The sequence below is a fragment of the Streptomyces pseudovenezuelae genome (assembly GCF_029892565.1).
Taxonomy (GTDB): Bacteria; Actinomycetota; Actinomycetes; order Streptomycetales; family Streptomycetaceae; genus Streptomyces; species Streptomyces pseudovenezuelae_A.
Genome location: NZ_JARXVH010000002.1, coordinates 523111 through 545937 on the forward strand (window position 1 = coordinate 523111; position 22827 = coordinate 545937).

At 68.7% G+C, this 22827-nt stretch carries 14 protein-coding genes and 2 pseudogenes; 7 read left to right on the forward strand and 9 right to left on the reverse strand.

The genetic code is table 11. The annotated features are described in order from the left end of the window. Positions 1–804 precede the first annotated feature (804 nt). Together M2283_RS07140 and M2283_RS07145 are read right to left on the reverse strand one after the other, a co-directional pair. Complete coding sequence (locus tag M2283_RS07140) at positions 805–1935, reverse strand: ABC transporter substrate-binding protein (protein WP_280875232.1); 1131 nt, start codon at positions 1933–1935, stop codon at positions 805–807. Positions 1936–2117: 182 nt separating this feature from the next. Next, complete coding sequence (locus M2283_RS07145; RefSeq protein ID WP_280875233.1) at positions 2118–3155, reverse strand: LacI family DNA-binding transcriptional regulator; 1038 nt, start codon at positions 3153–3155, stop codon at positions 2118–2120. Between the two features lie 345 nt (positions 3156–3500). Between M2283_RS07145 and M2283_RS07150 the strand changes: the two genes are divergently transcribed. From M2283_RS07150 to M2283_RS07165, 4 genes are all read left to right on the forward strand, one after another. Then, on the forward strand, positions 3501–4448 hold the full coding sequence (locus tag M2283_RS07150; RefSeq protein ID WP_280875234.1) for a carbohydrate ABC transporter permease: 948 nt from the start codon (positions 3501–3503) through the stop codon (positions 4446–4448). Further along, entirely contained in the window at positions 4445–5266 is an 822-nt protein-coding gene (locus M2283_RS07155) for a carbohydrate ABC transporter permease (protein WP_280875235.1), read from the forward strand. The genes M2283_RS07150 and M2283_RS07155 overlap by 4 nt, the downstream gene beginning before the upstream one ends. 55 nt (positions 5267–5321) lie before the next feature. After that, on the forward strand, positions 5322–6587 hold the full coding sequence (locus M2283_RS07160; protein ID WP_280875236.1) for an ABC transporter substrate-binding protein: 1266 nt from the start codon (positions 5322–5324) through the stop codon (positions 6585–6587). Between the two features lie 153 nt (positions 6588–6740). After that, complete coding sequence (locus tag M2283_RS07165; RefSeq protein WP_280875569.1) at positions 6741–9797, forward strand: alpha-L-rhamnosidase; 3057 nt, start codon at positions 6741–6743, stop codon at positions 9795–9797. Between the two features lie 1504 nt (positions 9798–11301). Here M2283_RS07165 and M2283_RS07170 read toward each other — a convergent pair. The 3 genes from M2283_RS07170 to M2283_RS07180 are packed head-to-tail and all read right to left on the reverse strand — an operon-like array spanning position 11302 to position 14632. Further along, complete coding sequence (locus tag M2283_RS07170) at positions 11302–12618, reverse strand: MFS transporter (protein ID WP_280875237.1); 1317 nt, start codon at positions 12616–12618, stop codon at positions 11302–11304. A 41-nt stretch (positions 12619–12659) separates the two neighbouring features. After that, positions 12660–13427: an enoyl-CoA hydratase/isomerase family protein gene (locus M2283_RS07175; protein ID WP_280875238.1), complete on the reverse strand. Its 768-nt coding sequence runs from the start codon at positions 13425–13427 to the stop codon at positions 12660–12662. Continuing rightward, positions 13424–14632, reverse strand: a complete 1209-nt coding sequence (locus M2283_RS07180; protein ID WP_280875239.1) for a CaiB/BaiF CoA transferase family protein — start codon at positions 14630–14632, stop codon at positions 13424–13426. Before M2283_RS07180 ends, M2283_RS07175 begins: the two co-directional genes overlap by 4 nt. 159 nt (positions 14633–14791) lie before the next feature. Between M2283_RS07180 and M2283_RS07185 the strand changes: the two genes are divergently transcribed. Together M2283_RS07185 and M2283_RS07190 are read left to right on the forward strand one after the other, a co-directional pair. Then, on the forward strand, positions 14792–15505 hold the full coding sequence (locus M2283_RS07185; RefSeq protein WP_280875240.1) for a FadR/GntR family transcriptional regulator: 714 nt from the start codon (positions 14792–14794) through the stop codon (positions 15503–15505). Positions 15506–15936: 431 nt separating this feature from the next. Then, positions 15937–16035: pseudogene (locus M2283_RS07190) on the forward strand (MerR family transcriptional regulator); the annotation flags it as partial. A 317-nt stretch (positions 16036–16352) separates the two neighbouring features. Here M2283_RS07190 and M2283_RS07195 read toward each other — a convergent pair. From M2283_RS07195 to M2283_RS51605, 4 genes and pseudogenes are all read right to left on the reverse strand, one after another. Beyond that, positions 16353–16544, reverse strand: a pseudogene (locus M2283_RS07195) (YceI family protein); the annotation flags it as partial. 143 nt (positions 16545–16687) lie between these two features. Further along, a complete protein-coding gene (locus M2283_RS07200) occupies positions 16688–18394 on the reverse strand; it encodes an LPXTG cell wall anchor domain-containing protein (RefSeq protein WP_280875241.1) in 1707 nt (568 codons plus the stop codon). Between the two features lie 438 nt (positions 18395–18832). Then, on the reverse strand, positions 18833–19636 hold the full coding sequence (locus M2283_RS07205) for a S8 family serine peptidase (RefSeq protein ID WP_280875242.1): 804 nt from the start codon (positions 19634–19636) through the stop codon (positions 18833–18835). Between the two features lie 496 nt (positions 19637–20132). After that, positions 20133–20840, reverse strand: a complete 708-nt coding sequence (locus M2283_RS51605; RefSeq protein ID WP_348538900.1) for an NAD(P)-binding domain-containing protein — start codon at positions 20838–20840, stop codon at positions 20133–20135. A gap of 532 nt (positions 20841–21372) precedes the next feature. On the opposite strand from M2283_RS51605, the gene M2283_RS07215 reads away from it, so the two are divergent. Continuing rightward, positions 21373–22809 carry a carboxylesterase family protein gene (locus tag M2283_RS07215; RefSeq protein WP_280875243.1) on the forward strand — a complete coding sequence of 479 codons (1437 nt, stop codon included), beginning with the start codon at positions 21373–21375 and terminating at the stop codon, positions 22807–22809. The last annotated feature ends 18 nt before the right edge of the window (positions 22810–22827 follow it).

The window sequence follows — 22827 nt, forward strand, 5'->3', positions numbered from 1 at the left end:
CTGGCACAACCGGCTCTGCGTCAGCCAAGCCCGTCCATCCGGGGCGCCTCCAGGACGCGTTCTGGACGCAGGTTGGACACAAGGATCGGGAAAGACTGACAAGGGCCGAGAAGTGCTGAGGTGCCAAACCGCATCTGACCTGGGAAAACGACCAGGACGAGCATGGATCGACAAGGGTCGCCAAGATCCTCAAAGGACTCATAATCCGCCGGCCGTGGGTTCGAGTCCCACCCGCCCCACCTGTGCAGGCCTCTGAACTGCGGAAACGTTCATTTTGGCCTGTCGGATCGTCAACTTCGCCTGGACGGACTGAATCCGCTGCTCGTGAGTTTGGAGTCCGGAGACGGCCTGGGGAGCTGCAAACCGTCTGACCTGCAGCTGAGTGGATGATCGAGGTCCTGGCTCGCGGTCCGGGCGACTGACTTGAGGGCCAATGCCAAGACCCAGGGGCCGTACAGGGGGCCGGGAGGGCGTAGCCGTGTCCAGGCCGACGGTGTCTCGGGGGCGATCCGTTGTCCCATTTGGTGGTGGCGCTGCTGGGGCAGCCATCCACAGCGCGGCCAATGGAGCGCCCAGAAGAGTGGGGCGAGCTGCAGCATTGTGAGTTCGTCCTGTCCTGGACGAGGCTGAGCGCAGGCAGCTGGCGCAGTGGGCGCGGCGGGCCAAGACCGCCCATTTCCTCGCGCTGCGAGTCCGGGGCGGCAGAGTGTCAGGTCTGGCGGGTGCGGGTGCGGGTGCGGGTGCGGGTGCGGGTGCGGGTGCGGGTGCGGGTGCGGTGCGCCGGCCGACGCACCCGCCCCACGTCTATACCCCTGGGTGCAGTCCCAACCAGCCGGGTGTTGGGTCGCCCTTGACCTCGCCGAAGTAGAGGGCGAAGGTCTGCTTCCAGCGTTCGACCGCGGCACGGTCGGCCATGAAGCGGGGGAAACCGTCCACGTGGGCGTTCGGGTACTCCCAGATCGGCTTCAGTCCCGCCGGGGGAGTGACGTCGGTGCGGACGGACCAGCCGTTGAACGACCCGTTCTGCATCTCGGCCGACAGCTGCCAGTTGAGGAAGAGTTTGGCGGCCGTGGAGTTCCTGGCCTGCTTGAGGATCGCGGCGCGCTGGCCCCAGGCCATGAACGGGTGCCCGGCGCCGATGGCGAACGTTACGGGAGAAGTGCTGACCGCAGATCCGGCAGTGCCGACACCGATCGCCTTCTGCCCGCCGAAGACGGCGTCGCCCGGGGAGTTGCTGCCCCGCCCGAACCGCACGTCCTGCTCGGCGAACTTGGCCACCCAGTCCCAGCCGTACTTCTGGGCGTACAGCGAGAAGAGGTAGAGGACCGCGTCGTCGTCGTGCGGGTAGGCGGAGGCGATCTTCCCCTTCCACTTCGGGTCGACCAGGTCGCGCGGGGTGAGCGGCGTCGTCCCGCCGACTGTCGCCGTGTCGTACATGAAGCTGAAGGCGAGCGCCCCGGTGGCCACCCATGCGCCCTGCGGGTCCTTGAACTTGTCGTAGACCTTGGAGAACCCGGCGGGCTTGTAGTGCAGGAGGCGGCCCTGCTGCTTCCAGCGGTCGAAGTCCTGGAGGGTCTGGAACTGGACGACGTCCGTGACGAGGGTGTCGGTGGCGAACTGGTTGTCGACGCGGACGTCGTGGTACTTGCTGTAGTCGACGATCAGCGTGAGGTCTATCTCCGGGAAGCGGTCCTTGAAGGCCGCCTTGGTGGCGTCCTGCTGGGTGGGGGTGTCGCCGCCGGCGTAGACGACGAGCTTGCCGCCCTCCACGAGCGCGGCCTGGTAGAGCTCGTCGAGCGTCCGCGTCTCCTCGCGCCCGCCCGCACCGCGGTAACCCGCCGGGGCGCCCGTGGCCGGAGTCGCGGTGGCGCCGAGGGCTCCGACGCCGAGGGCGGCACTGGTGGCCAGGACATGTCGTCTGCTGAAGGTGGGCACGCTGAAGAGGCCTCTCTCATGGGGGGTGGAGTGGTGAAGCCCCGGCGCCTGGGCACGGCCATGGTCGTCGGGCGCCCTTCATCCTTGCCTCACCCCACCCGGATGGGCAACGTTTCCCAAAGACCAAATTCAACTTTCAATCGAACGATTGAACGCCCGCTGCACAACTCGGAGCTGACGCCCTACTCCGTCAGCCGCGCAGTGGACCGGCGCGGTACGAGCGTGGGGGAGAGGGTGACCTGGGCCGATCGGCGGCCACGGTCGGCGATCCGCTCCAGGAGGAGGCGTACGGCGTTCTGGCCCATCTCGCGACCGCCCTGGTCGACGCTGGTGAGGGAGATCGGGCCGAACGCGGCGAACGTGGTGTTGTCGTAGCCGGCCACCGAGAGGTCGCCGGGCACGGACAGCCCGGCCTCGGCGACTGCTTCGAGCACGCCCATGGCGACGATGTCCGCTCCGGCGAAGACGGCCGTGGGCCGGACGGGCCGGGCCAGCAGCTCCTTCGTGCCCCGGTAACCGCCGTCCTGGGTGTAGCTGGTGGAGACGACGTCGGTCCACTCCTCCAGGCCGTGCTGCCGCATGGCCTGGCGATAACCGTCGGCGCGGCGGGCGTTGGGCATCTCCGTGAGGCGCGTCGGATCGGTCTCGTGATGCTCGATGTGGGCGATCCGGCGATGCCCGAGGCCGGCCAGGTGGCCGACGACCAGCGCGGCGCCCTCGACGTCGTCGTCGGCCACCGTGTCGTACGCAGGAGACGAGCCGTGGCGGCCGATGACGACGGTCGGCACCGCGCTGCCGACCCGCTCCATATGGGCGCGTGAAGAGATCGGTGCAACCAGGATGATGCCGTCCATGCCGCGGTCGATCATTGCCTCGGTGACGCGGGCCTCTTCCTTCTCCCCGTTGCAGCCCGGGCCGAGGAGCACCTGGTACTCGGTGTCCGCGAGCGAGGTGGTGATGCCGTCGAGGATCTCGGGGAAGAAGGGGTTGCGGATGTCGGGCAGCGTGACACCGATGGTGTACGTCTGTCCGCGCAGGCCCCTGGCGCCGGCGTTCGGCCGGTAGCCCAGTTCGTCGATCGCGCGGCGCACCTTGGCGCGCATCTCGGGGCTGGCACCGTACGCGTTGCGCAGCACCTTGGAAACGGCGGTCGTGGACACCTCTGCGTGACGGGCGACGTCGACGATGGTGACGCGTCGAGGCCGGGCCTGCGGCTCCATCCGGTTCCTGTCCCTTCGGGAAACGTTGTCGGCGAGTGTAGGACGGAATGCGTGGTTCGGTGGAGCCGCCGCAGACCCTGAGCCGCGTCGCCGTCGTAACAATTGCGCAGCTTGCGCAGCATCTTGACGTCACGCAGGACGCTCTCTAGGGTCTGGCAACACCTATGGGAAACGTTACCCATCGGACCCCGGGCCATCCGACCCCGCATCCGACCACCGGACCATCCGACACCTGGACCGCATCACCCACCACGACAACCGGTCGGCGCCCCCACACGCAGTCCGCAGTGCTGGAGCCCCGATTCAACACTCTGTTTGAAACGTTTCATGAGAGGAGGTGCGTCGATGACCCTCGCCCCGCACGAGCAGCTGCCGGACCATGACCGGCCTCCCGATGCGAAGCGGGCGCCGAAGGTCCGGCGGGCGCGCACCACCCCGCCCTGGTGGTTCGCGCTGCCCGCGCTGCTGCTGTTCGCCTTCGTGGTTCTGGTGCCGAGTGTCCGCGGTGTCTACTACGCCTTCACCGACTGGGACGGTCTCGACCCCGACTTCTCGTTCATCGGCCTGGACAACTTCTCCGACATACTCGACGACCCCGACGCAATGCAGGCCATCTGGCACACCCTGCTGATCGCCGTGTCGATCACGGTCGTCCAGAACGCCGTGGGTCTGCTGCTGGCCCTCGGCGTCAACTCGGCGATCAAGTCCCGCAACGCGCTCCGGGTGTTCCTGTTCGCCCCGGCCGTGATCACCCCGATCGTCACCGCCTACCTCTGGCGCAACCTGCTCGGCCCGGACGGCGCGGTCAACAGCCTGCTCGGCGCCGCGGGGCTGGACGGCTGGCAGCAGGACTGGCTGGGCAGTCCGCAGGTCGCTCTGTGGTCGGTGATCGGAGTGATCGTCTGGCAGTACGCCGGCTACTCGATGGTCATCTTCCTGGCCGGACTCCAGTCCGTGCCCAAGGAGATCCACGAGGCGGCCGCCATCGACGGGGCGGGCCCCGTGCGCCGCTTCTGGTCGGTCACGCGCCCGCTGCTGGCCCCGGCCCTCACCATCAACCTGATGCTGTCGATCATCGGCGGCATCAAACTCTTCGACCAGGTCTACGCGTTGACCGGCGGCGGCCCCGGCCACGCCACCGACACCCTCTCCACCCTGATCTACAAGGACGCCTTCACGCTCGGCGAGTTCGGCTACAGCATCGCGCTCGCGGTCGTCCTCACGATCATCGTGGCAGTCGTCTCGACCGGTCAGTACCTGGTGCTGTCCCGCAACGAGAGGGCCGTCTCATGATCCGCTACCGCCGCCGCACCCTCGCGCTGGAACTGGCGATGATCGCCGCGGCCCTGGTCGTGGGCTTCCCGGTGTACGTCCTGGTCAACCTGGCCGTACGCCCGGCGTCGGACACCTCCTCACCGATCAGCCCGACTACCTCACCCACCCTCGCCAACTTCACCCAGGCCTGGCAGCAGGGCGCGCTGGGCGGGGCGTTGGTCAACAGCGTGCTGGTGACGGTGTGCAGTGTCGTCATCGTGCTGGCCGTCTCGTCGCTCGCGGCGTACCCCCTGGCCCGGGTGGCGGCCCGCTGGTCCCGGGGAACGTATCTGACCTTCCTCCTGGGCCTGGTCCTGCCGTTCCAACTGGCGGCCCTGCCGCTCTACCAGACCATGCGGGACATGGGGCTCCTCGGCACCCCCTGGGCGTTGGTCCTCTTCTACTCCGGTCTGCAGGTGCCCTTCACCGTCTTCCTGTACGTCGGCTTTCTGCGCGCCTTGCCCCGGGACTTCGAGGACGCGGCACTGATCGACGGCTGCACCTCGCTGCAGGGCTTCCGGTACGTCGTCCTGCCGATGCTCAAACCGATCACGGTGACCGCTCTGGTGCTCAACACGGTCGCCATCTGGAACGACTTCTTCACCCCGTTGCTGTACCTCAGCGGCAGCGCGCAGCAGACCATGCCGGTCTCCATCGCTGGTTTCGTCGGCCAGTACGTCACCGACTGGAACCTCATCTTCGCCGCACTGGTGATCAGCATCCTGCCCGTCCTGCTCGTCTACTTCCTGCTCCAGCGCAGCATCATCAACGGCTTCGCGGGTGGGCTGCGCGGATGACACACGCCGCCCACCCGTCCCTCATGTTCGGTGGCTCTTCCTCGAGGGGGACTTCATGAAGACACGCACACTCCCGGCCCTGATCGCCGCGGTGACATCCGTGGCGGTGTTGGCCGCCTGCAGCGGCGGTACCAGGGCAGGAGACTCCGGCGGGGGATCGAAGACCCTGACGCTCGCCTCGGTCGACCAGGGCTCCGTCGAGGACGTCGTCAAGGCCTTCGAGAAGGCCAACCCCGGCGTCAAGGTCCGCTACACCACCAGCGGCGCCGACCAGTACCAGCAGCAGATCCGCACCCAGCTGTCCTCGGGCACCGCACCCGACGTGATGTCGGTCTGGCCCGGCAACGGCAACCCGGGCGCCACGGTCGTCCTGGCCAAGCCCGGCTATCTGCGCGACCTTTCGGACCAGTCCTGGGCCGCCAAGATGCCGGACGCCATCAAGACCGTCGCGCAGTACGAGGGCAAGACGTACAACGCGATCTTCGGCCAGAACGGCATCGGCGCCGTCTACAACGAGCAGGCCATGCAGAAGGCCGGGCTCACCGCGCCGGACACCTGGACCGACCTGCTGGCCTTCTGCAAGGCCGCGAAGGCCAAGGGAACCCCTGCCTTCGCCCTCGGCAACCAGGACAACTGGGTGACCCAACTCGTCCTGTACGCACTGGTCGCCACCACCGTCTACGGCCCGGACCGCGACTTCGACCAGCAGATGCAGGCGGGCCAGGCCACCTTCGCCCAGTCGCAGTGGGCCACCGCCCTGGACAAGTACGTCACGATGGAGAAGACCGGCTGCTTCCAGAAGAACCCGCTGGGCACCAACTACGAAGCCAGCCAAGCCCTCGCCGCCTCCGGAAAGACCCTAGGCATCATCCAGGGCAACTGGGTGATCGCCCTCCTGAAGGGCAAGAACCCGAAGGGCACGTTCACGCTCAAGGCGCTCCCCGCCACCGATGACCCGTCCCAGACCCTCATCCCGGCGGCTGCGGGCGCCGGCTACGGCGTCAACGCCAAGGCGAAGAACAAGGAACTCGCCCTGAAGTTCGTGAACTTCGTGATGTCGCACGAGGGCATGAACCTGTTCGTCAAGAAGCAGGGCGGTCTGCCCTCCCTGCCGGACACGGGGTACGTGGCGGATCCGTCCCTGGCCGAACTGTCCAAGTTCATCACGTCGGACCGCACCGTGCCGTTCATGGACCAGCTGTGGCCCAACGCCAAGGTCCAGCAGACCATGCTCAGCGGCCTTCAGGAGATCTTCAGCGGCCAGTCCACGCCCGAAAAGCTCCTCGCCGAGATGGACACCGACTACAAGTCCGGCTCCTGACCACCCCCCCCCAACACCCGAAGGGATGACGGTGTGAGCAATGCACCCCACCATGCGGACGGCACGGACCGTGACCTCGACAAGAGCGATGCCCCCGGCGGAGGCAACGCGGGAATCCGCCGTAGAACCACGCTCGTGGCGACGGCCGGCGCGGTGCCGGTAGTGGCCGGCGCCGTGGGCGGCTCGGCCACCGCGCAGGCGGCACCGTCCCGCCGTCCGGACGCCGCGGTGACCGGACTGACCGTGGAACACCGCACCGACCCCCTGGGCGTGGACGCCGAGCGGCCGCGCTTCGGCTGGCGCATGCGGTCCGCGTCGCGCGGGCGGAGCCAGGGGGCCTACCAGATCCTGGTGGCGAGCTCACGGGACAGGCTGACGGCCAGTCGCGCGGACGTCTGGGACAGCGGCCGCGTACGCTCCGCCGATTCTGTGGCTGTCCGCTACGCGGGCAGGGCGCTGAACACCTCGACCCGCTACCACTGGACCGTCACCGTCTGGGACGCCGAAGGCCGTCCGGTCGGTACGGCGCCCCCCGCCTTCTTCGAGACCGGCCTCATGAGCACCGACGGCGTCGGCGGATGGGAGGGCTCGCAGTGGATCGGGATGAAGGGGAAGGTCCCCAACTCGGCTGGGGCGCCGATGCTTCGGAGGCAAGTGGTTCTGAAGAAGGGGATCCGCGAGGCGCGGCTGTACGTCTCGGCCCTCGGCGTGTACGAGGCCTATGTCAACGGACGCCACGTGACCGTCCCGCAGGACGACGGCACCGCGATCGAACTGCTCCCCCCGGGCTCGACGAACTACGACGCGCGCGTCAACTACATGACGTATGACGTCACGGACCTCGTGACGCGAGAGCGCGCGGACGTCACCCTCGGGTTCGTCCTGGGTAACGGCTGGTACAACGGCCGTATATCCGACGGCAGTACGTACTACTCGGCGGACGGCAACGCCTTGGCCGTCAAGGCCAAGCTACTGATCCGGTACGCCGACGGGACGTCGCAGACGGTCGTCACCGGGCCGGACGGCGGCTGGAAGGCCACCGACACCGGCCCCTACCGCGCCGACGACATCTACGACGGCCAGACCTACGACGCCCGGATGGAGCTGCCGGGCTGGACAGCGCACGGGTTCGACGACTCCGCCTGGTCGGACGTGGAGCGAGTCGCCTTCGAGGACAAGTTCCCGGACGCGCAGCTCCTCGTCTACCCGGGCGAGACCGCGCGCTTCATGGACCGTTGGGATCGGCGACCGCGGTCGATCACCGTCGCCACGGGGGTGACCGGGCAGGACGGCAGCCCCAACGGCAGGGGCCGCATCGTCGTGGACCCCGCCCGGACGGTGACCGACACCGTGAAGGCGGCCTCCGCCTCGGCCACGATCGGCAGTGGCGAGACGGCCGTCTTCGACCTCGGTCAGAACATGGTCGGTGTGGCCCGCTACAGCCTGCGCGGCCCCGCCGGAGCCAAGGTCGAGTTCAGGTTCGGCGAGATGCTCAATGACGACAGCACCGGCGCGGACGGCCCCGAGGGCTCCCTCTACCGGGCCAGTCTCCGAAGCGCCAAGGCCACTAGCACCTACATCCTCAAGGGCGACCGGCACGGCGAGACCCACCAGGACTGCCTGACCTTCTATGGCTTCCGTTATGTGTCCGTCACCACGACGGACACCGTCACGATCGCCGGCCTAACCGGAAAGGTCGCCACCTCCGCGATCCGCGAGATCGGTACCTTCACCACCAACGATCCCGACATCAACCAGCTTGCGAGCAACATCCGTTGGGGTCAGCGCGGCAACTACCTCTGGGTGCCCACCGACTGCCCGCAGCGCGACGAACGCCTCGGCTGGACCGGCGACGCCCAGGTCTTCTCCACGACGGGTCTGTACAACGTGGACGCCGGGGTCTTCCTCAGTCACTTCCAGGACACGGTCGTCGACTCCCAGGCCATCTACGGTACGGACAAAGCCCAGTTCACCGGGGTCGCCCCCACCGCACGTTTCAACTTCCCTGGCGGCGGCAGCGGTTGGGCGGACGCCGGTGTCATCGTGCCCTGGGCCGTGTGGCAGATGACCGGGGACGCGACCATCGTCAAGGACAACTGGCCGGCGATGACCCGCTACCTGGACTGGATCCAGGAGCAGACCGGCGACACCTATGCCGGACAGGGCTCCCTCACCGGCGACTGGCTGGGGCCCCAGAAGACCAGCGCCCAGCTGATGAGCGACGTCTACTACGGCTACAGCACCCGGCTGATGGCACAGATGGCCCGCGCGATCGGCGGGACGGCGGAGGGAGAGGTGTACGACCGGCTCTTCGGACGCATCAGGCAGGCGTTCATCACCAAGTACCTGAGCACCGAGGGCGGCGCGGTCACGGTCAAGTCCAGCCTCGGCGACGCCTCCCCGATCGAACCGGGCTCCGACCCCAACCAGAAGACGGAGGACAACAGCCAGACGGCGCTGCTCTGGGTCCTCAAGCTCGGTTTCTACGAGACGGAGGCCCAACGCCGCACACTCGTCGGGCATCTCGCCGACAACATCGGCAACGACGAAGCCTACAAGGCGGCGCACCCGAACAGCAGCCGGGTCAGGTACGCCGAGAACACGCTGTCCGTCGGCTTCCTCGGCGTCAACGTCCTCGCCCCCATCCTCACCGATGAGGGGCGCGCGGACCTGGCGTACAAGCTGCTCCACCAGGACGCCTTGCCGTCCTGGCTGTTCTCCGTGAAGAACGGCGCCACCACCGTCTGGGAGCGATGGAACTCCTACTCCAAGGAGGACGGGTTCGGGCCGGTAAGCATGAACTCCTTCAACCACTACGCCTACGGCGCGATCATGGAGTGGATGTACGCCTACATGGCCGGCATCGCCCGCGACCCGGACAGCCCCGGCTTCAAGCACTTCGTCCTGCAACCCCACATCGATCCCACCGCCAGGATCACGCAGGTGTCGGGCTCGCACGAGTCGCCGTACGGCGAGATCAGGAGCGAGTGGAAGATGGAGGACGGAGGCGGGAGCCTTGTGTACGACGCGCTCGTGCCCGCCAACAGCGAGGCGACGCTGCGCCTTTCAGCCATCTCCGCCGATGCCGTCCGCGAAGGACGGACTCCGCTGGCCCGAGTGGACGGGGTGCGTCTCCTCGGCCACAAGGACGGTGTGGCCTCGTACAGGTTGCCCTCGGGCCGATATCACCTGACCGCCCGGCTCCGCTGACCTGCCGCCAGACGCCTGTCAGGCAGGTGCCGACATCACGAAGCGGCCGTGTTCGCGGCGCCGAGGGGGCATCGCGGACGCGGTCATCGACAGCACCCGGCGAGCGGGGGCGCGACCAGTGCACGCCGGGCGCTGCCCCGCTGAACTCGTCGCAGACCAGGCGCTGGAGTGCTGGACGAGATTTTCCGAACGGGCTTAACGACGCGCTAGTCTGCGATCAGGCGGCTCACCTGCGAAAACGCTGTGCGGCTCCACCTCGGGCGAGGAGGGCGGTGGCCAGCTCCCCCGGTAAGGGACTCCACTGTGCGAGGGTTCTGTCCCCTTGGCTGAACTGGGCGGGCACGGCGGCTGCTGTGGCAGGCGCCCAACTCATCGGCTCCCAGGGGCCATTGAGGGGCCACAAGGACAGGAACAGATCGACAAGCACCACACAGGACTGACATTGATCGGCACGTCTGACCTGGGAAAATGACAAAGATGAGCGTTGATCGGCAAGGGCCGCCAAGCCCCCCAAGGGACTCATAATCCGTCGGCCGTGGGTTCGAGTCCCACCCGCCCCACCTGTGCAGGCTTCTGACCTGCGGAAACGTTCATTTTGTCCTGTCGGATCGTCAACTTTGCCTGAACGGACTGAATCCGCTGCTCGTGAGTTCGTACCTCGTTGCTCTGCATAGGTTGATGTCCTTCTGACCTGCGTGGATGTGCATCAACCGAGAGATGTTCTGCCCGGCTTTCTGTGACTGGGCGTGCGTTGAGGCCGTCCTGAGGCCGGAGGTATCCGCGAACTGGGCCGGATGTGTTGTCCGGCGACTCGTCTGCCGGTTGCTCAGGGCGTTCCGTGTGGCGGGTGGGGCCTGTGGGCTGCTGGCAGTACGTCTGGCGAGGGTCCAAGGAAACTGCCCCAACAGGAAACGGCCCGGAACGCAGGCGTAGCGGCCTCTGAGTGGCCCCGACCTCTCCCGCAGGAACGTGACGGCGGGCGATGGTGAGCCAGCCTGCCCGAGCGTCGATTGGCCCCCGCGCCGCATGGCGGCCTTGCCCTTAGCTGCCTTGCAGGGAGTTGGCCGGGGTCGGGCACGCGCTGCGTGCCCGACCTCAGTGCTCACGAGGGGGTATCAGTGAGGTGTAGTAACCGCTGGAGTCGATGACGAGGTCGGTGGTGCCGGTGCTGTCGTTGTAGAGGGTGATGGATCCGCTGGTGTCGGTGCGGGTGAGGGTGAGGTTGGGCTTTGCCCCGCTACGTAGATATCTACGACCTATGCAGCCAGATTCAGGCTACGTGATGCGATGGGCGAGGTCCTGCTGGGATTGCGCCCAGGAGGTGAACCACGGTCTCCCGCCCTGGTGTTCGGCGGCCGAGACCGAGGTGGAGCCTGCGGTCCCGGCCGCGGCGAGAGCAAGTGCCAGTGCAACGGCGGCCGTACGACACGTTGCGGGTCTGCGGAACGAGCGCATGCGGGTGCTGCCTCTCTGACGTGGGACGGCCGGGGGTCAGGTGTCGGGATCAGTCGGGCAGGATTTCGCCACGGGTCTCGGGTGCCAGTGGCACCAGGACCATTCCGATGACGAAGACCACCGCGGTGAGGCTGAGCGGAAGCGCCAGGGAGCCGGAGGCGTGGATGCCGTACCCGATGAGGAAGGTGCCTGCGGCGGCGAACCAGCGGGAGAACGTGGTGGTGAATGCGAAGGCGGTGGCGCGCATCCGGGTCGGGTACTGCTCGGGCAGCCAGATGGTGAACACCGCGAAACTCGCCCCGCCGAGCCCGAGTACCGGCAGGAAGGCGAAGGTCAGGGCGATGGAGTGCAGCGGATAGGCCACGCCGTACGTGCCCACCGTGCCCACGGTCATCAGCGCGAAGAGTGCGGCCAGTGCCTTGCGGCGGCCGAGCCGGCCGGCGAGGCGGGGCACGCAGAAGCAGCCCAGGATGGTGAAGGCGGCGACCGTCATGGTGGAGAGGCCGGCCAGGCGCACGGTGGTGAGGTGGCTGTAACCGGCGCGCTTGGAGAGGTTGTTCATGGCGGTGGGGACGTAGGTGGACCCGGCCCACAGGCCGATGACGCACACCACAAGCAGGATCAGGTTGCCGATGGTCCGGGCCCGGTACTGCCCGCTCAGCACCTCCTTGACCGGCTGCCAGAAGGACCGTTGCGCGCGTTCGGCGGCCTGCTCCTTCCAGCGTTCGGGCTCGGGCGTGGTGCGGCGGATGAGGAAGATGGCGAAGGCGGGGATGCCGCCGAGGAAGAACATGCCGCGCCAGCCGAGTGCGGTGCCGAAGAGGAGGTACACGGCGGCGACGAGCAGGACGCCGAAGTACGCGGCCGAGTGCATCAGGCCGCCGAAGCGTATCCGTACGCGCTCCGGCATGACCTCGGCCAACAGGGTGCCGGCCATGGCCCATTCGCCGCCGACGCCGATGGCGGCCAGGAAGCGGAAGGCGTTCCACTCCCAGAGGTTGGTGGAGACGCCGGCCAGGGCGGTGAACACCGCGTACGTCAGGATCGAGACCATCATGGCCGGCTTGCGTCCGAATCGGTCGGCGACGGGACCCCAGATGAAGGAGCAGCCCCAGCCGAGGAGGAACAGGGCGGCGCTGATCTGGCCGTACCAGCCGACGTTGTCGGGGGTGTCCGCGATGCCGGCCCGGGGCAGCAGGTCGGCCATGGTGGGGGCGAGGACAAGACCGAAAATGGTCCAGTTGAATCCGTCCATGGCCCAGCCGCCGAACGAGCCCCAGAACGCGTGACGTTGGGCCTTGGTGAGACGGTCGGTTCCGGGGAGTGGGTGCGTGGTGCTCGTCGCGGGTTGCTCGTTGATCGTCACGGGGACCTCGATTCGGCTCGAAAGGTGACGAGAAGTGCGGTTCAGCCGGTGTGGGAGACGCGTGCGAGAAACATGCTGAGGCCGGCCTGCATGGAGTCGTAGTCGGCGGCAGGACCGGTCGGGGAGGTGCGCAGGCGGTCTCTTACGGGGGCCAGGAGTGCGTCGACGGAGCGTTTCGCGGCGCGGATCGCCGCCGCGGGCTGGGCGGTGATCGAGCTGGTGAGGGCGGCCACGGCGTCGTCGAGTTCGGACGCGGGGACGCAGGCGGTGGCAAGGCCGAGCTGCAGGGCTTCGTGGCCGTCGACCAGCCGTCCGGTGAAGAGCAGGTCGCGGGCCGTCGCGGGCCCGGTGAGCAGGGAGAGACGGGCGGCGAAGGCGGGCGGCACCAGGATTCCCCAGCGCGCGACGGGCATCCCGAGCTGTGCGTCCTCGGAGACGATGCGCAGGTCGCAGGCGCAGGCGAGTTGACAGCCCGCGCCCGCGGCGGTACCGCGGACGGACGCGACGACGGGGACCGGCAGGCGCTCGATGGCCGTCAGCGCGCTCTCCATGGCTGCGAAGCTCGCATCGATCTCGCCGGGCGCCACCGAGAGCCATTCGCGCATGTCGGATCCTGAGCTGAAGGAGCCGCTGCCGGAACCGGAGATGACGACGGTCCGGAGCGTACGGTCCTTCGCCAGGTCTTCGAAGAGACCGGCCAGTGCCTTCCAGTCGTGGGTGCCCAGAGCGTTGGCCCGGCGTCCGGTGCCCACACGCACGGTGGCGAGGACGCCGTCACGGCGGACGCCGATCGCCGCCGAGCCGCTCACCGTACGGCCCCCGCGGTGTGCAACTCCGCGATCTCGGCCGCGCTGTAGCCGGACTCGGCGAGCACCTCGTCGGTGTGTTGTCCGAGCAGTGGGGGCGCGGTGCGGATGGACGCGGGCGTGCCGCTCAGCTTCAACGGGGAGGCGACTGTGCGTAGTTGGCCGGCCGTGGGGTGGTGCAGTTCCTGGACCATCGCGCGGGCCACGGCCTGCTCGCTGGTCAGCGCCTCCTCGACGGTACTGATGGGCGCGCAGGGCACCCCCGCGGAGTTGAGTGCTTCGGCCCACTGGGCGCAGTCGCGACGGGCGAGCGCGGACTCCAGGAGCGGGATGAGTTCCGTGCGGTGGCGTACCCGGTCGGGGTTGGTTGCGAATCGAGGGTCGTGGGCGAGGTCCGGAAGGCCGACGGTCTCAGTGAGCCTGCGCCACAGCCGGTCGTTTCCGGCGGCGATCATCACGTGCCCGTCGGCCGCGGCCAGTGCCTCGTACGGGACGATCGTCGGATGCGCCGTGCCGTGCGGTCCCGGTGCGACACCGGTGGTGAAGTATCCGCCGGCCACGTAGGTGAGCCAGGCCAACTGCCCGTCGAGCAGCGAGATGTCGATGTGCTGGCCGCGACCGCTGGACCGGCGTGCGTACAGGGCGGTCAGGATGCCGATCGTCGCCCACATGCCGGCACCGATGTCGGCGGTGGCGATGCCGGGGCGCATGGGTGGGCCTCCTGCTTCGCCGGTGATGCTCATCATGCCGCTCTGGGCCTGGGCGATGGCGTCGTAGCCGGGCCTGGAAGCCCAGGGTCCGGTCTGGCCGTAACCGGAGATGGAGGCGTACACCAGACCCGGGTTGCGTAAGGAGAGTTCCGGGTAGCCCAGGCCCAGACGATCGGCGCTGCCGGGGCGGAAGTTCTCGACCAGGACGTCTGCGCGGTCGGCGAGGCGCAGTACGAACTCGCGTCCCTGAGCCGTCTTGAGGTCGACGCTGACACCGCGCTTGTTGCGGTTCGCGGCCAGGAAGTAGGAGGCCTCGGTGCCTTGGAACGGCGGGCCCCAATGGCGGGTGTCGTCGCCGCCCTTGGTGTCCTCGACCTTGATGACGTCGGCGCCCAGATCGGCCAGGACCATCGTGGCGAGCGGGCCGGAGAGGATGCGGGACAGGTCCAGGACGCGGATCCCAGTGAGGGCTCCGTCGGGCGATTCGGTCGAATTCATACCTGGATGGGCCTTTCTGGAGCAGGTGTTGCCTGATCGAGAAATTGGATGGACCACTGGACCACTGGACCGATGGGCTAGAGTGTCAGACCCGCACCAATCGCTGTCAAGGGGTCGCGTTGAACCCCAACAGCTTTACGGGGAAGGGAATTTGCGCCTGTGCCCGATGCGATGCGCCCGCTGCCACGGCCCCGTCTGTATGAGCAAGTGGTGGAGCGGCTGCGGGAGTACGTACAGAGCGAAGGGCTGCACGCGGGCGACCGGCTGCCTCCCGAACGCGACCTCGCCGAGTGGCTCGGCGTGAGCCGCACCTCCGTACGGCAGGCGATCGTGGCCCTCGAGGTCCAGGGCCTCGTGGACACCCGGCACGGCGGCGGCACCTATCTGTTGCGCGACCGGCTCGACGCGGAACCGCTGGAGACGATGATCGACCGGCGGCGTCGGCTGCCGGATGTCCTGGACGCCCGGGACGCGCTGGAGACCAAACTCGCGGCGCTCGCGGCCATGCGCCGTACGGACGAGGACCTGGCGGAGATCGATGCGGCGCTCACCGCGATGAGCAAGGCAGTTGAGCGCGGCGAACTGGGAGCTCCCGAGGACCAGCGCTTCCATGCGGCCGTGACCGCGGCTGGCCACAGCGCACTGCTCGGCGACTTCATGGCGGAGATCTCACTGTCCATCGCGGAAAGCCGGACAGAGTCGCTGCGTCAGCCCGGCCGTCCGACGCAGTCCCTCGCACAGCACCGGCTCATCGCCGATGCGATACGCGCGGGCGACGCCGAAGCCGCCGCCCGTGCCATGCACCATCACGTCGTCACCGTCGGCCACGTCAAACTGCTGGGCTGGACAACGGACGACGAGAACGGCTCCTGATCCGGGGCACGGGAAGTTCAGTGGAGCGCACTGCGGCCCTGAACCTGGGGAAACCCCTCCTGGACCCTCACCCCACAAGACAGACGACCCAACCGCCTCGTACCCCGTCATCGGCCTCGCCGGTTGCGCGGCCCTCGCCTTCGCCCTGCCCCTGAGCACCGTCATCTCCGGCACCGGCTGAAGCCCGTGCCACAGCGGCGGTAGACGACGACCTCGGCTGCGGCGTCGTTGGGCGCAGGCCAGGCCGGGAGTGTGGCCAGGCCCAGGCTCGTGAGGTAAGTCGAGCGGGTAGGACTCCGTCAGGTGACGTGCGGGAACGCAGACCCCGCGACTGTCGGCCCGGCGAACCGCCGGGTGGGCTCGCGCAGGTCGACGCTGTGGCCCTTGCCGCCGGTCGGTGAGACCGGCGGCGAGGGTCCGCGAACAACGCTGACTGGGAGCGGTACCTTCAGCTGCTCGCAGTGATCAACGGCTGGTCGCCCCCGGAAAGCCTGGCACCGGTACTCGACTGGTTCATCCAGGCCCTGCGTGCCCCGGATATCGGGGTAGCGACGCGGTGTGGCCGGGCCGGTTCACGTCACGCTGCCTTCGCCTGGACGGCGGGTTCCGGGCTGGACCGCGCCCTGGCGGCAACTTCCGAGGGTCGGCGCGGCCGCCGGTACCGCGGGAGGCGATGCCGCGCGGCTTGACGTCGACCGGCCCACCGCAGCCGCCGGACTCTTCCCGGTATCACGCTGCACGGCAGCCAGGACGGTGTCGACATCCTGCTCAGCCACCAGGAGGTACAGGCCACAGACGGCTCGGCCCCTGCTTCCCGAGTGAGGCAGAGGGCCGAGCCGTCTCCCCGTCAGGCGAGCGGCGGAAGCTGTTCGCCCTGGACGGCCTGGAGGTCGATCCCGACGCGGAGCGTGGTGCCGATGGCGGCCATGCCGGCCTGGACGACCTGGTTGTGGTTCGTCGCGAAGTCCTCGCGCGGCAGTTCCACGGTGGCCCGGAACGCGGCCCATGGGCCGCCCCACGGGTCGGGACCGGTGCCGAGGCCAGGTCCAGGTCAACGACCCGGGCCTTGTTTGTTTCCTGACCGCCGACGCCGACGCCGACGCCGGCGCGGGGGCCGACGGCCCGGCGCGCACGCCACGGGTGGGTGGCGTTGCTGCCGGGCCGTCGGTCACTCACGCGGTCTCACTTCCTGTGCGAAGCCCTGCGGCGGCGTCCGCGAAGCGCCAGCATGCCGCCGGCAGCGATGACCAGCAGGCCACCGAGGGCGCTGTACGTGACAGTGGTGCTCACCCCGGTGGAAGCCAGGCCGCCGGACGTGCTGCTCGGGGTCGTCCCGTCGACGGGTGCGCCGATCTCCCCCTGCGCGCGGGTGCCGGTCGTGCCGGAGACGACCGGCGCGGCGGCGGTCGGCGTGGGGGCGGGTGTCGGCTTGGCGACGCCGGCGGTCCCCGACGCGGACTTCATCTGGAGAGTCGTGATCGAGTACGGCGGCAGCGTCTGTGCGGCCGCCGTGCCCCGCTTCGCCGTGGTCAGGGCGGTGCCGCCCTGGGCGTACGAAACGGTCGTGACCGCGCCTGCGGCCGGGGTGAATCCGGCGTACGAGAGCGACACCTGCGCCGCTTTCTGCGGGCTCTTGTTGATCAGCATGACGTTCAGACCGCCGTTGCTGCTCCGTACCGCGTGCACAGCAACCGACGCGTTGCCCGAGGACGACTTGACCATGGTGTCGCCGGGCTGCGCCAGTGCGGTCAGCGAGCGGATGCCCCAGTAGGTGGGAAAGGGCGTATCGCGCGGCGGTTCGCACTTCCCCCCGGCGCAGGTGCCGGCGGAGAGCACGCCCCCGTCCTGGTAGTCGGTCTGGCCGTTGACGGTGGTGGGTGCTTGGTCCGTGCCGTTGTGCAGGTTCCACCAGTCCACGTGGGTGGCACCTTGCTCGAACCAGGTCATGTAGGTGTCCGGCGCGAACAAGGCCGCGGCCTGGCTGGTCTGGGCGGGCGAGCCGACCGCACCGTTCTCGGTGACCGCGATCTCCACCGAAGCGGCACGCGAGCCCGCGTACTGGGCGATCAGCGAGCGCAGCGTGGACCTGACACCGGCGATCCGGGAGGGGGTGTTCAGCAGGTCGGCAGTGGTGGTGCCGCCCGGATACCAGTGGACGATGACGAAGTCGATCGAGCGTCCCGCGATGGAGAGCACCGTGTGGTTCCAGTCGGCGCTGTCACCGGGAGCCTTCTCCGTATCCGGCCAGCCGCCGGGGGTGGTGAGCACCGCTCCGATCTTCACCTTCGGGTCCACGGCCTTCATCGCCTTCGCGTAGGCGACCAGGTTCTTCGCGTACGCCGTCGGGCTTTTGTCGGCGTGCTTGTCAAGTTCCCAGCCCTTGCCGTTGCCGTAGTGCCCGTTGCCGTAGACCTCGTTGCCGATCTCCCAGTACTTCACGCCGTAGCCTTTGTCGACGTTGGCGTACTTGACCCAGTCGGCGGCCTCCTGGGGGGTGCCGGAACCGTAGTTCGCGGTCAGGATCGGCTGGGCGCTGACCTTCTTCGCAGTGGCCATGAAGTGGTCGAAGTCGGTGTTGGGCGCGATCCAGCCGCCGTCGTCCATGGTGTGGGTCTTCCAGTGGTAGGCGTCCGCGCCGGAGCCGCCGGGAAAGCGCAGTTGCCGAACTCCCGCGGCTTTCATCAGCGATGTCACCTTGGCGGTGCCCATGTTCTCGTCGCCGACGCCCGTGTTGAGGCCGGCGCCGCTGCTGGGCACCGTGCCCAAGGAGGTACCGGCATCCACACGGATGCCGACCGTCGACGCGGCGCCCGCGCTGGGCGCCAGGGCGCCGACACCGGCCGAGGCGGCGAGCACCGCCACCGCCCCCACGACACAATGCCGGAGCATCCGGCTACGGCGGCGGGGCGTGCGACCCCGAGGCATCGGCTGCTCGGCGGATCTCGGGTCGTCTGATGACACGTGGGGCTCCGATCGGATGTTGACACAGAGGGCATAGCGCCGCTGACCACGGCTCGCCCTCGTCGGTACACCCCTTAGTGGCCACTCAGAGCGGAAAGGTTGCCATCTCAATTACTTTTTCGACTTTACCGACCGCAGGAGCTCAGATACCGGCTCTGAACTGCGACGATTCATAGACTGCATGTTCGCGACGGCGAGTTGGGGGCATTGTTGTTGCTCGCGCGTGTGGTGGTCGTGCCTCGAGCGGAGATGTGATGCGGGTGCGCTCAGAAGATCCGGGCCGACTGGCCAACCCCGACAAAGCGAGTCTGGTGGAGGCTTTGTAGGAGCCAGTTTCACGGACGGAGAGCATCCAACCCAGTGGCCTCAGCCGCCGGAATGGGTCCAGTGGCCGCGGCGCAGGGCGGCGATGAAGGCGGCGCCGTTGGGGGTGCCGATGCCGGTCATGGTGTCGTAGCCCTTGGCGGTCACCTGCTGGGTGTCGGGGCGTTTCTGGGCGTCGAAGACGTCGACGTTCGCGCTGGTGGAGGTGTCGTCGGGCGCGATGTACGCGGCCCGGTCGCGCTGCGGCGTGGACGTGCTAATCGGTAGGGCGTCGTGGAACGCATGGGTGCGGGCCAGGCGGTAGAGCAGCGGGTTGATGAAGCCGTAGGGCGACTTCCGTCCTTGCTGGGCGTCGGCGACGAGGCCCGCGACCAGCGGGGTGGCCAGGCTGGTGCCGGCACTCGACACGGTGCGGTAGCGCCCTGGGTTCCCGTGGCTGTCCGTGTCGGTGTAGCCGGTCAGTATGCCGGTGTCGGGGTCGGCGGCGATGTCGGGCACGGCCCGGCCGAGCACCGTCTTGTGGGCCACCTTGCCCCGAGCCATCGACGCCGGGACGACGCCCTTCTGGTACGACGGCTGCCGGTATACGTCGCTGACGCCCCCGCCCCCGCCCCCGCCGCCTCCGCTGACGCCGAGGTCGGTCCGCTTGCCGCTGCTCAGCGAACCGAGGTCGTCGGACCAGCCGGTCTCGAACACGCGGTTCTTCGCGGCCCCGATGCCCAGGGTGGTGCCACCGACCACCACCGCGTACGGGTCGGAGTCGGTGACGGTGAGGCCCGGGGTGTCGCCGGAGGCGAAGCACATGCTGACCCCCTCGGCTGCGGCCCGCACGTCGATGGCGTACACGATCCGCGCGCGCCCGAAACCGCAGCCCGCCCGATCCCTTCAGCTCACCCTGGAAGAAGGCGACTGAGCCGGATGGGCTGACGAGACAATGTCTGGCCTGCGAAAACGGCCACAGAGGCTCCGCCCCGGAACTCGGGGCGGAGCCTCTGCACGGTGGAAGGGAAATCTGCTGCGGGCGAGTTCGAGGCGCACTCCTGAGTTGGGGCGATCGTCTCGGAAGCTGGTTGAGCCTGCCCTTCCAGGACGCGTTCTGGACGCAGGTTGGACACAGGGATAGGAAAAGACTGACACGGGCCGAGAAGGACTGAGGTACCTAACCGCGTCTGACCTGGGAAAACGGCCAAGATGAGCATTGATCGACAAGGGCCGCCAAGATCCTCAAGGACTCATAATCCGTCGGCCGTGGGTTCGAGTCCCACCCGCCCCACTATGCACCCCTGTGACCTGCGGAAACGTCTCATCTGGGGTGCGGATTCAGGGCGTTGGCCCACGGGGCTCAATCCGCTGCTCGTGAGTTCGACTCCGTTGCCATCAGCATTGGTTGAGGTCGCTTTGACCTGCGCAGACGTATCAGCCCACGGCTGGAGGATGGCGTCGTGGGCGGGCTGTGCGAGCGTCTGGACGTCGAATTCTGGACGCTGGCTGGACACGAGGATCCGGAAGTGCTGCCCAGGGACCTTCGAGTGGGCGGCCTGCCGGGCCGGCGGGGCACGGACGCAGCCCGAATGGCGTGCGGTCCGAGTTGGGACGCGAAAGCAGCCCGTACTGGAAACGGCCCAGAGAGGACCGACAGGCGGGGCGGGAGCGGCCGGGCTGGGCGGCTCCCGCACATACAGCCGCCGGTCTTCCTGCTCATCCCGTTCCTCCCGGGGCAGCGACGGCTATCGCTCAGGCGGGACGTGGTCCGCTGCCCGGGGCCGCCGAGCGCGTGCTGCTGCTGATCGCCGACGACGTGGCGTGGCTCGACGAGGCCGACGCGGCCGTCCTCGGGTTCGTCGTACGGCGCGTCACGGACGCTCCGATGTCGAGCACGACTTTGCCCGACAGCGCGGCGGCGGGAAAGCTCCCGGTAGGGAGCCGGCGGGATACTCACCACGACCCGGTCACCGGCGCGGGCCGCCTCCTCGGGTGTCGCGGCGCGGGCTCGCCGGCCGAGCTCGGCGGCCGTCTCTGCCAGGGTCTGGAGACCGCGGGATTTGGACAGGAGGACGTCGGCCGACCGCGATCGCGAGCCGGGCGAGGCTCGTGACGAACGACGGCCTGCTGTGCCCCGATCTCACCGCCGAGGTCTGGTTCTGTTCAGCAGGTCCCTGAGCCAGGCCGCCCTGACGACCGGCGACAGCCATCCGGGCCAGGAGCGCCGCCTCCTCCTGCGCATCTCCCTCGACCGCCTCAGCAGCCGCAACACCGCACCCCTACGGGTCTCGGTGGCAGGGAGTACAGCTCTCACCGCAGCGGGCGCTGTTCGCGCGAAGACGCCGGATCAAGAAGAAGAGACCGACCTCTTGCGGGAGGTCAGGCTGGCCCGTTGGCCAACGATCCGGCCGTCGGCCATGTAGGAGAAGCTCATGGCCTGCACCGAGATCTTGTTGCCCAAGTGTCACCTGATGACCACCGGGTGACCGCCACCCGCCGGGCGGTTTGTCGGATCCCGGGAAACGATGAGAGACGTCACCGCGAGCAACCAGCCGCCGAAGCACCGCGCGAACGCCCGAACCGCGCTGGAAGGACATGACATGACCGCTACCGCTCCCAAGGCTCCGACTGCACCAGGGGTGCGGTCCTGGTGGGGAATCCCATACGCCACCGCCGAGCGGTACCGCCGCCCCGTGGTCGCGGACTTCGATCCAGACCGACCCTATGACCGCAAGGGCGTCGTCTCCGTCCAGCCCGACAGCGGCGACTGGCTCGAAGCGGACAGCGGGATGGGCGAGGACTGTCTGAACCTGAACGTGTGGGCTCCCGAGCAGCCGGCCGGGACGGCGCTTCCGGTGGCCGTGTACATCCACGGCGGCGGATTCGAGTACGGCGCGAACACGCAGATCACCTCGAACGCCTCCGGCCTCGCCGCGTCGGGGCGCGTGGTGGGTGTGTCGGTCAACTACCGGCTCGGCGCGCTGGGTGCGCTCTCGCTGTCGCAGTACGGCGGGCGGCTCGCCGAGGCCAGTAACCTCTGCCTACAGGATGTCATCGCCGCACTGACCTGGATCAAGCGGAACATCGCCCACTTCGGTGGCGACCCCGACAACGTCAGCGTCTACGGCCACAGCGGCGGCGCCTATGCCACCTTCGGGCTGCTCGGCGCCGCCTCCGCAGGCGGCCTGTACCGGCGATTGGCCGGCTTCTCCGCCGGGCCCTCGCGTCTCCAGCCGGCCTGGTGGGCCGAGGAACTCGCCCACCGGTTCGTCACCGAGCTCGGCGTCGCGGACAACCCGGAGAAGCTGCTCGACCTTGATACGGCCTCCCTGGTGGCTGCCCTGCACAAGGTCACCCCGACGGACCTCGGAGTCCGTGGCGGGATGGACAGCAAGAGCCTCGGCGTCGTCCTGGACGCCGGACAGCCCGGCGCGGTGCTGCACGCCCACCCCATGGACGAACTCGCCTCGGGCGCACACCGTGATGTCGACGTGCTGCTGAGCATGGCCAGTGACGACATGGGCTGGTGGGTGGCGAACGACCTCGACCGGTTCGCCCCGCACACCGTCGACCGCATCGTCGACGAGGTCGCCGGGTGGCGCATTCCCCGCTCCCGCGCCAAGAAGATCGTCGACGCCTACGACCAGGGCGGCCGCACCCCTGCCGAAGTCCGCGCCGCACTCCTGTCGGACTACATCTTCGGGCTCCCCGCAGCCCGCGGCGCCCTGGCGCACACCGCGGCGGGCGGCAACGCCCGTCTCCTTCTGATCGGGCCCGCCGAGGGCGCGCCCGCCGTGCACGGCACCGAGATGTACGCGCTGGTCGGCCAGGAGCGGCCGGGCCGCAGCGCGGAACAGGCCGAGCGTGACAAGCGTATCCGCGACATCGTGCTCGACTTCGCCACAGGCGAGCAGCCCCGGCTGTGGCCCGCCGTCACGAACCGGCCCACCTCGGAAAGCGTCGGCAACCCTCCCTTCGAGGCCACCACCCACTACCAGCAGGCCCTCGACCTGTGGGAGGGCATCGACCGCCCCTGACGGTCATCGGGCGATACC

What these genes read in the sequence shown, in the direction of transcription:
- M2283_RS07160 (WP_280875236.1), top strand. Translation starts at nt 5,322, where the DNA reads ATGAAGACACGCACACTCCCGGCCCTGATCGCCGCGGTGACATCCGTG.
- M2283_RS07155 (WP_280875235.1), top strand. Translation starts at nt 4,445, where the DNA reads ATGATCCGCTACCGCCGCCGCACCCTCGCGCTGGAACTGGCGATGATC.
- M2283_RS07145 (WP_280875233.1), bottom strand. Translation starts at nt 3,155, where the DNA reads ATGGAGCCGCAGGCCCGGCCTCGACGCGTCACCATCGTCGACGTCGCC.
- M2283_RS07200 (WP_280875241.1), bottom strand. Translation starts at nt 18,394, where the DNA reads ATGCTCCGGCATTGTGTCGTGGGGGCGGTGGCGGTGCTCGCCGCCTCG.
- M2283_RS07150 (WP_280875234.1), top strand. Translation starts at nt 3,501, where the DNA reads ATGACCCTCGCCCCGCACGAGCAGCTGCCGGACCATGACCGGCCTCCC.
- M2283_RS07180 (WP_280875239.1), bottom strand. Translation starts at nt 14,632, where the DNA reads ATGAATTCGACCGAATCGCCCGACGGAGCCCTCACTGGGATCCGCGTC.
- M2283_RS07215 (WP_280875243.1), top strand. Translation starts at nt 21,373, where the DNA reads ATGACCGCTACCGCTCCCAAGGCTCCGACTGCACCAGGGGTGCGGTCC.